Annotated in this window: 8 protein-coding genes; 5 read left to right on the top strand and 3 right to left on the bottom strand. The window is 66.1% G+C overall.

Annotated features, from left to right (window positions below; translation table 11 throughout):
* Window positions 1–60 precede the first annotated feature (60 nt).
* Window positions 61–2,169, top strand: coding sequence for a condensation domain-containing protein (locus tag CKO11_RS14830; protein WP_223640446.1), 2,109 nt, complete (start codon window positions 61–63; stop codon window positions 2,167–2,169).
* 63 nt (window positions 2,170–2,232) lie between these two features.
* Here the strand turns inward: CKO11_RS14830 and CKO11_RS14825 are convergent, their stop codons facing one another.
* Window positions 2,233–4,314: a TonB-dependent receptor gene (locus CKO11_RS14825; protein ID WP_223640443.1), complete on the bottom strand. Its 2,082-nt coding sequence runs from the start codon at window positions 4,312–4,314 to the stop codon at window positions 2,233–2,235.
* 312 nt (window positions 4,315–4,626) lie between these two features.
* Here CKO11_RS14825 and fepB point away from each other — a divergent pair, with 312 nt between their 5' ends.
* Genes fepB through CKO11_RS14805 form a run of 4 tightly spaced genes read left to right on the top strand, consistent with a single transcriptional unit; the run spans window position 4,627 to window position 8,436 of the window.
* Window positions 4,627–5,571, top strand: coding sequence for a Fe2+-enterobactin ABC transporter substrate-binding protein (gene fepB / locus CKO11_RS14820; protein ID WP_223640440.1), 945 nt, complete (start codon window positions 4,627–4,629; stop codon window positions 5,569–5,571).
* A 2-nt stretch (window positions 5,572–5,573) separates the two neighbouring features.
* Window positions 5,574–6,581: a FecCD family ABC transporter permease gene (locus CKO11_RS14815; RefSeq protein ID WP_223640438.1), complete on the top strand. Its 1,008-nt coding sequence runs from the start codon at window positions 5,574–5,576 to the stop codon at window positions 6,579–6,581.
* Complete coding sequence (locus CKO11_RS14810; RefSeq protein WP_223640435.1) at window positions 6,578–7,627, top strand: FecCD family ABC transporter permease; 1,050 nt, start codon at window positions 6,578–6,580, stop codon at window positions 7,625–7,627. Before CKO11_RS14815 ends, CKO11_RS14810 begins: the two co-directional genes overlap by 4 nt.
* The gene (locus CKO11_RS14805; protein ID WP_223640432.1) at window positions 7,624–8,436 is read left to right on the top strand and encodes an ABC transporter ATP-binding protein; all 813 of its coding nucleotides are present in this window, start codon (window positions 7,624–7,626) and stop codon (window positions 8,434–8,436) included. Before CKO11_RS14810 ends, CKO11_RS14805 begins: the two co-directional genes overlap by 4 nt.
* Here the strand turns inward: CKO11_RS14805 and CKO11_RS14800 are convergent, their stop codons facing one another.
* Both CKO11_RS14800 and CKO11_RS14795 read right to left on the bottom strand, forming a co-directional pair.
* On the bottom strand, window positions 8,437–10,230 hold the full coding sequence (locus tag CKO11_RS14800) for an ABC transporter ATP-binding protein (RefSeq protein WP_223640429.1): 1,794 nt from the start codon (window positions 10,228–10,230) through the stop codon (window positions 8,437–8,439).
* On the bottom strand, window positions 10,230–12,065 hold the full coding sequence (locus CKO11_RS14795) for an ABC transporter ATP-binding protein (protein ID WP_223640426.1): 1,836 nt from the start codon (window positions 12,063–12,065) through the stop codon (window positions 10,230–10,232). The genes CKO11_RS14800 and CKO11_RS14795 overlap by 1 nt, the downstream gene beginning before the upstream one ends.
* Window positions 12,066–12,148 lie beyond the last annotated feature (83 nt).

Below are 12,148 nucleotides of genomic sequence, written 5' to 3'. Positions count from 1 at the left end.
TGCCAGCCCCGGCCCAGGCCGTGCAAGCCCTGCCCTTTTTCCCTCACCGCAGGAGCAACTATGACCGAGCCCGGACCGCCCCCAGACAGCCTTCCCCACAGCCGCCCCGCGCGCCCCGACGAGGCGCGGACCTGGCTTGCCTTGCAACAGGGCGCCCCCGATCTTGTCCCGGCGATCTATACGGCGACCCTGCCCTGCAGCGAGCCGGGCGCCGTCGTCAGCACACTGGTGCAGGGCGTTCTGGCGCGCCCCGAGCTGACACGCCGCTACCGGTTCGACGATGAAGGCGAGTTGCGGGTCGACCTTGCGCCGCGCGGGCCGGACCTTTGGCTGCGGGCACTGCGCACGGCCCCCGAGGCTGGCCCCGTAATCGAGGCACTCGCTGCAGAGCCCTGGGATCTGGCCAAGGGCGCACCGCTGCGCTTCGTGCTTGCCCTCGCGCCCGAGGCCGCCCGGCTGGCGCTGATCCGCCACCCGATCGCCGCAGACCTGCCCGAAAGCGCCGCCTTGCTGGCGGTTCTGGCGCCTCAGGCGCAGACAGATCCCGAACCCGAACCTGAAATCGCCCGGATCGAGCGGATCATCTTGCAAACCTTCCGCGCCGCGCTTGAGGCCCCGACCATGACCGCGCACTGCGATTTCTTCGATATGGGCGGTCATTCCCTGGTGGCAACCCGAGTGATCGGCCAGCTTGCCACCGAAAACGGCCTGGCGCTGCGGTTCGCTGACATCTTCACACATCCGACCGCCGCCGCGCTGGCCCCGCTGGCGCAGCCCACGGCAACCCCGTCGCCCGCTGCGCCGGTCGAAATCCGGAGCACGGCGCCCGATCCTGTCGAACAGGCGCCGCTTTCGCTTGCACAGCAATCGCTGTGGAAGATCCATGCCGCGCTTGGCTTCGGTTCCGCTTTCAACATCCCCTTCGTGCTGCGCTTTCTTGACCCGGTCGAAGAGACGGTCTTCGCCGCAGCTTTCCGCGACCTGCTGGAGCGGCATCCCGCCTTGCGCAGCCGGTTCCGGACAAAGGGCGACACGGTGCTGCAAGAAACCGTGCCCATGGCCGAGGTCGATCAGCTCGACTGGTTTCATCCCTCCGGGCCGGTCATCGACGCGGGGCCGGTTCTGGCGGCCGAAGCCGGGCATGTCTTCGACCTGACGCAAGAACTACCGCTGCGGCTGCGCTTCCTGCGCACGGCCGAGGGACAGATCCTGTCCTTCCTCTTTCATCATGTCGTGCTGGACGAATGGTCGGTCAACCTGATGATGGACGAGCTTGCCCACGCCTATGGCGCCCGTGCGGCGGGACGGGCCCCCGACTGGGCTGGCCCGGTCGCATCGTTTCACGCCTTCGCCCGCGCCCAAGCCCGCGCCGGCATCGATACCAATGCGCTGGATCATTGGGTTAGGGCCCTGCGCGAAGCGCCACAGCCGCAGCCGATCCGCGCTCCGGGCGCCGCGCCGCTGCCCGCTGCCCCGGCCGGCGCGACCGAGGGCGGCTGGTGCGAAATCGCCGTGCCGCCCGGGGTCTGCGCCGGGCTGCACGCCCTGGCGAAGACATGCTCCGCCTCGCTGTTCAACACCGTCTATGCGGCGATTTCTGTGGCGCTGCAACGGCTGGCGGGACTTGAGGCGTTGACCATCGGCACCTCGGCCGCGGGGCGCACCGATCCGGCCTGGTTCGACACGATCGGTTATTTCACGACCGTCACCGCGCATTGCCTGCGCGCACCCGGCGATGCGACCCCGCGCGCCCTGATCACTGACGTGCGCGACCAGATCACAGCCTCGATGCCGCACAGCGAAATCCCGATCGATCTGGTCGAAGCGGCGCTATCGGGCGGCACCGCCCCGCCCGATGAACATATGTTTGAGGTGTTCATCCAGATCCACGCCCAGAACCGGCTGAACGGCGCGCTGCCGGGGCCGCAGGGGCCGATCCGGTTCCGCCAGGTCGATCCCGAAAAGGCAGGATCGGTGCTCGGGCTGCAATTCGAGGTCGTCGAAGACGTGATCGAGGGGGAACGCGGGCTGCGCGTGATGATGAGCTATCGCCACGCCCATTACGATGCGGCCGATGTCGCTGCTCTGAAAGCGGCGGTCAGCCGCAGCCTTGCCGCCTTCGCCGACCCCGAAGCCGCCGACCGAACGCTCGACGCGCTGCTGCCCTAATCCGGGCACGCCCAAGAGCCCGCGCCCCGCAGACCGTCTGCGGGGCGCGGAAGTGGCGGTCGTTCAGAAGGTCATCTTGAGACCGATGCCGACCGAACGCGGATCAATCACCGTACCTTGCAACGTGCCTTGCAACGACCGCAGGTTGGTCACCGAACGATCGTCGAAAATGTTGTTCACATAGGCATAAACCGACAGATCCTCGCGCGGGGTCCAGGTTATGCGCGCATCAGCCACGCTATGCGCATCGATCAAAAGCGCCGTCGCATTGGTGTCATCCGAGAAATAGGCATCGGTATAGCGCACCGTGCCCGCCAGCGTCACATCGGGACGGATCGCCCAATCCACGCCCAGGCTGAGCGTGCGGTTTGGCGCGCGTCCAAATTCATGCCCTTCGTAATCGGCCAGCGCATTCTCGAAGCTGACGATTTCGGTGTGCAGCAGGCCAAGGCTGCCGCGCAGGGTCAGGTTGTCGCGCGCCGCGAAGCTGAAGCCCAGTTCCAACCCGTAGGATTCCGCCTTGTCGGCATTGACGGTCACCGCGTCGGTATAGCCGCCTTCGACCACCGAGGTCACATAGCGCTGCGCATCCTTAATCCGGCTATAAAACAGGTTCCCGGTCAGGTCTAGCCGCTCGTCAAACAGCTTGGTGCGGCCGAAAAGCTCGTAGTTCCAGACCGTTTCCGGTTCGAAAGCAACATACTCCTGCGACACAAAGCCCAAAGTCACGCCGCCCGGGTTGTAGCCTTTGCTGACCATCGCGCCAACACTGGTGGTGTCGTTCAGGTCATAGGTCAGCGCGAGCTTGGGCAGCCAGGCATCAAAGGTCCGGTCGTAATCGAGCACCTCGGAGGTGAAGCTGGTGGTGCCGCGCCGCTCGACCGAGTCGCGCTGATAGCGCAGCCCGCCGGTCACCATCCAGTCCGGAGCAAAGCGATAGTTCAGCTCGGCAAAGACGCCGGTGCTGCGCTTTTCGTCCTCATAAACGGTCGTGCCGCGCAGGCTCAGCGTCTCGTCGGTCGTCGTAGAAGACAGATAAAGCCCCGCCAAACCGCTGAATTGCGACATCTCGTCACCAAAGGTCAATCGGGTTTCGTTCGAGACGATGTCTTGATCGTTTTCGGCACTGCCCGAAGTCACCGGCTCAGTGATCCGCGAGGTATGCACATCGGCCACGCGCAAGCTGTTGACGATCTTGACACCATTTCCGAATTCCTTGCTCAGATCCAGCACGGTTGCATTGCTGCGCACCTCCCAGCTCGGGTTGCTGGTGACCGTGCTTTCCAGATCCTCATAAGGTGCCATCGCCGCTTCCCAGGTCGGACGGCTGGTGTCGATATGCGAAAAGCTCAGCTTAGCCTCGAAACCGGGCAGCGCAGCGGGCTGCCACAAAAGCTTGAAGCGCAGGGTCTTCGCATCGAAATCCTGATCAGTGCCGCCCAGCGAAAAAGCGGGGTTGGTGTAGGAAATATAAGTGTCGCGGGCGCTGTAATCGAATGAAAGCCGCGCCGCCAGATCGGTCGCGACCGGCCCAGACACCACCGCCGAGACGCGGCGGCGGTCATCGCTACCATATTGCAGCTGTACCGCACCTTCACGGGTGAAGCTTGGGTCTTTCGTGGTGACGATCATCGCCCCGGCAATGCTGTTGGCGCCCTGCGTCACCGTTTGCGGTCCGCGGAACACTTCGATGCTGTCCACGTCCCAGATCGCGGCAGAGCTCCAGACCAGTTCGTTGTAGGTCAGATAATGGCCATCGACACTGACCGCGGTGCGCGGCACGGTGCCGCCAAAAAACGCGGTAGCGCCCGAATTCGGCCCCTCGCTGTCCTGCCCGCGGATCGTCGGTGCCCCGCCTTGGCCGCCGCTGGCGGGGTAGGTCACGTTCGCGATTCCCTCGACGGCCTTGGCCACGCTGTCCTTGCCGGACTCGTCTTGCTCCTCGGCGTCGGTGCCCTTGAGCGCAGTCACCGAAGCGGCGGTGCGTTGCAGGCTGCTGGCCAGTTTTTCCCCCGTAATGACAATCGTGCCCAACGAGAAAGCGTCACCGGTGCCGTCCTGCGCAAACCCGGTTTGCGGGCTGAGAACACATAAGGCCGCAATGCTCGCGCTGTGCAGAAAGCGCGCTCCTTTCAGTCGTTCCATGCTTCTTTCCTTGAAATGCGGACGGCTGGCGAGAAACGGCTGGCATCGCTGTGAGAGGGACCGGCATCGTTTTCGCCGGTCGAACCGTCACGATGACGTGATGCGACGGCCGCGAAAAGACATTCCTGATAGAAATAATAAGTTGTTGCAATTTGGTCGCGCCAAGCCCCTCCGAACACACCCGATTCTGCCGTCGCCTGCAAGGCAAAGCTTGACGGCAAAGCATATATGAGTATTTCTCTCAGCAATTAACCCAAGGGCAAGCGCTGCCGGACCCGATGCTTCGGCGCATGGCCTCGCACCGGAGGAAGCATGAATCGTCGCCGTTTTCTGATCGCCAGCCTCTGCGCAAGCGCCTGGCCGGGCTTGCCTGCGCGTGCCGGGGCCGCCGAGGGCTGGCCCCGACGGCTTGCGAATGCCGACGGCAGCGAAACAGAGCTGACCGCGCCACCCGCGCGCGTGCTGTCGAGTTCGGTCACGCTCTCGGGCAGCCTCTTGGCGATCGGAGCGCCGCTGATCGCCTCTGCCACCACCACGCATGGCGATTTTTTCGCGCAATGGCAGGCCGTGGCCGAAAACCGCGGCGTCGAAAAGCTTTGGCCTGCCGGATCGGTCGATCTGGAAGCGGTCTGGGCGCTCGCCCCGGATCTGATCGTGGTCTCGACCAGTGGCGCGGATTCCGCGCTCGCTTATCGCGACGCGCTGGCCGAGGTGGCACCGGTTCTGGTGCTCGATTACGGCGCGCTGGACTGGCAAGAGCTGTCGCGCCAGCTTGGCCGCGCGATTGGTCACGAAACCGCGGTCGAGGCGCTCCTTTCGGGCTTCACACAAGAGCTTCAGGCCAAGCGCGCCCGGCTGGTCCTGCCCGCAGGTCGCGCCAATATCGTCAGCTACCACGGCGCAGGCGCCCCCAATCCGATCGCCACCGCGACGGGCGCGCATGGCCAGCTGCTGGCGCAGCTTGGCTTTCGTCTCGAAGATCCGCCGAAGTCCTGGCAGGCGGCAGGGCTACCCGCCTCAGCCGATTTCGTCCGCGCCGCGTATGAACATCTTACCTTGCTTGAGGCCGAAACCACCTTCCTACTCTCGGGCACCGAGGCCGATGTCGCCCGGTTTTGCGCCGATCCGATCTTGGCCAACCTGCCCTCGGTCCGAAGCGGACAGGTCTACGGGCTGGGGCCGAACTCGTTCCGGATAGATTATTACAGCGCGCAAGAAATTGTGGCCGGTATCGCCGCACAATTCGACGGGGCCTGAGCATGCAAAGCCCGCTTGCGCGCCCGCGCCTGCTGCTGTGGGTAGCACTTCTCTTTGTGCTATGCACCACGCTGGCAAGCCCCTTCATCGGCCCGCGCGACATCGAGGTGCAGGTGACGCTTGCGGCGTTCAGCGCCTTTGATCCGGGCGATGGCGCGCATCTTCTGGTGCGCGAACAACGCTTGCCGCGGGCCTTGCTGGCGCTGGTCGTGGGGGCGGCGCTTGGCGCAGCAGGGACGCTGATGCAGACGCTGACCCGCAATCCGCTGGCCGATCCGGGGCTGTTGGGCATTTCCGCCGGGGCGACCTTAATGATTGTCTGCCAGATCGTGGTCTTAGGCTATGTCGGGGTGACGGCTGCGCTTTGGGCGGGCATTCTCGGGGCGGCGCTCGGAGGCGCGGCCGTCTTCGGGCTCGGGGGGCTGGCGCGGGGGCATGATCCGGTGCGGCTGGTGCTTGCGGGGGCAGCCCTTTCGATCGTGCTTATGACCCTGACCCGGGTGATCACCGTCAATGCCGAAGCACCGGTCTTCGATCAGTTCCGCCACTGGGCGGTCGGGTCCTTGCAGGGGCGTGGCTGGGCGGTGCTGGGGCCTACGGCTGGGATCGTGGCCGTGGGGACGGTCGTGGCGCTGGGGCTGACGCGGCCACTGGATGCGCTGGCGCTCGGGCAGGAATTCGGCCAAAGTCTGGGGGCCGATCCGCGCCGGATCTTGTTTGCCTCCGCAGCGATGATCGTGGCGCTGGGGGGTGCCGCAACGGCTGCGGCAGGACCGATCAGCTTCGTCGGTTTGGCAGCGCCGCATCTGGCGCGGCCCATCGCCGGTCCCGCACATCGGCCGCTGCTGCTTGCCTCGATGCTGACCGGTGCAGCCTTGGTCGGTTTTGCCGATCTGGCCGGACGGGTCATCGGCGCCCCCGGCCAGATCGACGTCGGCATCATGGCGGGGCTGATCGGAGGCGGGATCTTCATCGCGCTGGCACGGCGGTTGCGGATGGGCGGGCTGTGAGCGTCCCGGCCTGGATCACTCTGCGGTATCGGCGCTGGTCGTTGCGGCTTTATCTGCGCGGGCTGGTGCTGAACCTTGTTTTGCTCGGCATGCTGCTGGCCAGCGGGATTGCCGGGCTGCTCCAAGGGCGCATTCCGGTGATCCCCGCCGATCTGTGGCAGGTGCTGACCGGAGAGGCGCCCTCGCGCGCGATTGCCTATGCGGTCTTCGACGTCCGGCTGCCAAGGTTGCTAGTCACGCTCGGCGCGGGGGCGGCGCTTGGCGCCTCGGGCGCGGTGTTTCAAAGTATCGCGCGCAACCCGCTTGGCTCGCCCGATGTGATCGGCTTCACCGCAGGAGCGGCATCGGGCGCGCTGTTGCACATCATCGCATTTGGCGGGTCAGGGGCCGATATCGTGCCGGCGGCCATGGCCGGGGCCTTGATGACCGGGATCGGGGTCTATCTTCTGGCGCGCAAGAATGGCCGCGTCAGCGCCTATAGGCTGGTGCTGACCGGTATCGGCGTCGGGGCAATGTTGACCGCGCTCAACGCGCTCTTGCTGGTCAAGGGCGATCTTGATGCTGCGATCTCTGCCAATCTGTGGCTGGCAGGCTCGGTGGAGGGGCGGAACTGGGGCCATGTCCGGCCGCTTTGGGCGGGGCTTGCGGTGCTGCTGCCGGCAATGCTCTTTGGGATGCGCCCACTTGGCCTGCTGGCGATGGGCGACGATCTGGCCGGACCGCTGGGCGTCGCGGTCGAGCGGGTGCGGGCCGGAATGCTTTTTGCCGCGCTGCTGCTGGTCGCGCTCGCCACCAGTGCTGCGGGTCCGATCGCCTTTGTCGCGCTGGCCGCCCCGCAGTTGGCGCAAAGGCTTGGCCGCACGGTCGCGCAACCGCTTTTCGGCGCGGCGCTGATGGGGGCGCTGCTGCTGACCGGCGCCGATCTGCTGACCCGGGTCTTGCCGATCGGGGCAACATTGCCGGTCGGTCAGGTCACCGGCGTGCTGGGAGGTCTTTATCTGATCTGGCTTTTGACACGGCAAGGCAGGATGGGGCAGAGGGAATGAGGGACGAAGGGAAAGGCGCTGCCAAAACCGGGGCGCAAAGCCGCTTGAAAACGCAGGCCTTACAGCTGGGCTATGCGGGTCGCAAGATCTGTGCCGAGGTCTCGCTTGCGGTGCCTGAGGGGCGGTTTTCCGTCATCCTCGGGCCAAATGGCTGCGGGAAATCGACGCTTCTGCGCGGGCTGTGCAATCTTTTGCCACCGCAGGCCGGGCAGGTGCTGCTGGACGGTCAGGTCATCGCGCGGCTGCCCGCGCGGCGGCTCGCCCAGCAGATCGGGCTTTTGCCGCAAAGCGCGCAAGCGCCGTCCGGGATCACCGTCGAGGATCTGGTGGCGCGCGGACGCTATCCGTATCAGGGGCCGTTCCGGCAGTGGAGTCCCGAAGATGCCCGCATCGTCGCAGAGGCGATGGCAGCGACCGGCGTGACCGATCTGGCACAGACCGAAGTCGGCGCGCTATCGGGCGGGCAGCGGCAGCGGGTCTGGATTGCGCTGGTGCTGGCCCAGCAGACGCCGATCTTACTGCTGGACGAACCGACGACCTTCCTTGACATCGCACATCAGCTGGAACTGCTGGAACTGTTGCAGCGTCTCAACCGCGATCAGGGCCGCACCATCGTCGCGGTGCTGCACGATCTCAACCAGGCCTGCCGTTATGCAGACCATCTGGTGGTGATGGCGGCGGGCCGGGTGGTGGCCGAGGGCCCTCCGGCCCGGCTCATGACCCCCGGCCTGCTGCGGCAGGTCTTCGGGCTTGAGGCCGTTATCCTTGACGATCCGATCAGTCACACGCCGCTGATCGTCGCACGCTGATTACTGCCCGACCGACCAGCGTTTTACCGCCCCCTGCGCCGCCCACATCCGCGCATAGCGCCCGCCCGCGTCCAGAAGCGCGGCATGCCGCCCCGCCTGCACGAGCTGCCCTCCCTCGATGACCAGGATCTGATCCGCGCCGACAATCGTCGAAAGCCGATGCGCGATCACGATTACCGTCTTGCGGGCCACCAGCGCATCCAGCGCCCGCTGCACCGCCAATTCGCTTTCGGTATCAAGCGCGGCTGTCGGCTCGTCCAGAACGACGATCGGCGCATCCTTGAGCAAGGCCCGCGCGATCGAAATGCGTTGCCGCTCGCCGCCCGAAAGCCGGCCGCCAATCTCGCCCAGAGGCGTCTGCCAGCCCTGCGGCAACCGTTCGATGAAATCGAGACATTGCGCCGCCTGTGCCGCGGCCCGCACCTCGGCTTCGGTGGCATCGGGCCGGCCCATGCGGATGTTTGCCAGCACCGTGTCATTGAACAGATAGACGTCCTGAAACACCACCGAAATCAGATCGTTGAGCTGTTCGGCCGGGATCTGCCGCAGATCGAGGCCGCCGATCTGCACCGCCCCTTCCTGCGGGTCGAAATGACGCAGCAGGAGCCGTGTCAGCGTGGTCTTGCCACACCCCGAGGGCCCGACCAGCGCGGTCAGCGAATGCTCGGGCAACACGGCGCTGAAATCGCGAATTGTGGGCGTCTCGGCCCGGGCATGGGTGAAGCTGACCGCATCGAAACGGATGTCATGGCGGGTTGGCATCGCCGCAGGCGTCCGCTGCGGCAGGGGCGCCATCGCCAGAAGCGTGCCGATCCGTTCCAGCGCGGCCTCCATCACCTCAAGCATCGCGGTGTAAAGGATGAAGGTCGACAGCGGCTCCGAGAGCCGCACCACGATCACGAAAACCGCCCCAAGCGCCGCCGGCGCAAGGCTTCCCTGCGTCACCAGAAAAACCCCGATCATCAGGACGGCCAGCAGCCCCAGTTCGACCACGCTGGCCACCAGGATGTTCGGCTTGGCCCCTTTTCGATGGCCAAAGACCTGAATCGCCTCAAGCTTTTCAAAGGTCTGCGAGAGCCGGGCCGCCTTTTCGCCTGCCCGCCCCGCGGCGCGCAGGATCGCCAGCCCCTGCGTATATTCCAGCACATCGGCGCTTGCCTCCTGATGCGCCTGTGCCAAGATGCGCTTGCCGCGCCCCAGCGCCGGACGTCGCCAGCGGTAAAGCGGCACGATCGCCGGAAACACCGCCAGCAGCAAAAGCCCCAGCCGCCAGTCGAACAGCATAAGCCCCAGCGCCGCGCAAAACGGCGTAATGACCGCGGCAAAGACCAGATTGAGCACGGTCAGCGCATAAAGCAGGTTTTCGTCGACATTGCCCAAGACGACCGCGTTCATTTCGCCCGCGCGCTTATCCTGAAGCTGTTCGAGCGGGATCTCGCGCAGCTTCGCGCCCAGACGGCTGCGCAACCGCCAGGTCGCCCGCACCATCCGTCCGTCGAAATCGAAGCCCTGCGCGCGCCAGCGCAGCGCCGAGGCCGCGCCCATAAGCAAAAGCAGGGCGGCAAACCACGAAAGCGCCCGATCAAGCCCGCCCGGCGTCGCCGCGGCGGTGAAAAGGGGCGCGATCACCGCCAGCCCGAGCCCCTGCAGCGCCGCCGCCGCGATCAGCCCGAAAAGCGCGCGCCGCAGCCCAGGTGCATCTTCCGGCCCGACGCTTTCAGCCAGTTGCCGGAACGTCGTCGCAAAGGAACTTGCCCCCGCCCGCCCGGCCGGTTGTTTGCCGATGACCGCCATCAGATCCCCCCCCGGGCCGCGCCAAGCGACCAGTTTTGCGCGGTTTCGTAATTCTGCCAAAGCTTTGCATAAAGCCCGCCCTGCGCCACCAGCGCCGCGTGGCGGCCGCGCTCGACGATGCAGCCGCGCTCAAAGACAAGTATCTGGTCGGCATCGCGGACCGTCGCCAATCGATGCGCCACCATGATCACCGTGCGCCCGCGCATCAGCTCTGACAGCGCCGCGATCAGCTCGGCCTCGTTTTCCGGGTCGGCAAAGGCCGTCGCCTCGTCCAGCACCAGCAGCGGGCGATCTTGCAACAGCGCCCGGGCAATGGCGATGCGCTGGCGCTGACCGCCCGAAAGAAACACGCCGCGTTCGCCCGCGCGAGTCTCATAGCCCTGGGGCAGCGCGGTGATGAAATCATGGGCCTGCGCGGCTTTTGCGGCTGCGATCACCTCGGCCTCGGTGGCCTCGGGGCGGCCGATGCGGATATTCGCGGCGATGGTGTCGGCAAAAAGAAAGCTTTCCTGAAACACGAAGGCGACCTGTTGCATCAGCCGCTCGGCGCCGATCTTGCGGATGTCATGGCCGCCGATCTCGATCTTGCCCGCGGTGACATCCCAGAACCGCGGCACCAGACGCGCCACCGTGGTCTTGCCCGCGCCCGAAGGCCCGACCAGCGCGGTCACGCTGCCGCGCGCGACCTCGAAACTGACATCGTCGAGCGCCGGGGGCAGGTCCGGCGCATATGAAAACCGCACCCGGTCAAACCGCAGTGCAGGCGCTGCGGGGTCAAAGGCGAGCGGCCCGGGCGTCGCCTCGGCATCATCCAGATCGGGGGCGGCCATCACCTCCTCGATCCGCGCCACGCTCAGCCCGACCTTTTCGATCATGTGGCGCAGCATCATCATCGGCATCATCGCCTCGGCCATGCCGGTGCAGGCCAAAAGCACCCCAAGCCAGCGCGGCACCGAGAGATCGCCCATCGCGCTGAGCCAAAGCCCCGCGCCCAGCACCAGCGTCAGCGTCGGCATCGGGCCCAGCATCAGCCAGGAGAACCGCGCCGGAAAGCCCGCAGCCCGATACCAGTCAAGCATCACCGCAAGATAGCCGTCCAGCGCCGCCTGATAGCGGCCGAAACTGCTTTGGCCGCTGTCGAAATTGCGCACCACAGGCATCGCCTGCACATATTCCACAACCGCCGCGCTGACCTTTTCGCGGGCCGCATTATAGGCCCGCACCATGTCGCGCCGCCGCCGCTGCGCCCCGCGCAGGATGCCCCAGCCCAGGGCCAGCACCGCCAGCGCCACCAGCGCCAGCCGCCAGTCGAACAGCAAAAGCAGCGCGAAGGTCACGACCGGGGTGACATAGGCACGGGCATAAAGCGGCGTGCTGTCGGCGACAAAGACATGCAGCGCCTTCACGTCGTCATGGATGACCTTGGCAAGCGCCCCCGCGCCCTGCGCCTCGACATAACCCAGAGACACCCGCGCCAGCCTGTTCGCCAGACCGATGCGCAAGATCCGCTCAAGCCGGAAGGCCGCGTAATGCGCCTGGTTGAAGGCCCCGAGCCGGGCGGCATAGGATGCGACGGTGCAAAGCGCCGCCGCACCAAGCGCGCCCCAGGGCATCGTGCCCGGCCGTTCTAGCAGCGCGCTGACCACCAGCATCAGCGACACCATCACCCCGAGGGCAGAAAGCGCCGAGCCCGCCGAGATCGCCATCGCCAGCCGGATCTGCCCCCGCACGGGTTTCAGGATGCGCCAGGGCGAAGACGGCTTGCGCCCTGCCCGCCGGTCCGGAACGGCCGCTGCCCCCGGTGCCTCTGTGCCCATCTGTTCTGAAATCGCCATATGCGCGCCTTTTCATGCATGACTGCAATCTCTGGCTGGGCTGTGGCAATGCACAGCATGGCTGACACGGGGAATTTGACAGC

This window comes from Rhodobacter sp. TJ_12 (assembly GCF_020023995.1).
In the GTDB taxonomy this organism is placed as follows: domain Bacteria; phylum Pseudomonadota; class Alphaproteobacteria; order Rhodobacterales; family Rhodobacteraceae; genus Rhodobacter.
Note: the sequence above shows the minus strand (reverse complement) of the source record. Positions and strands in the feature narration are given on the sequence as shown.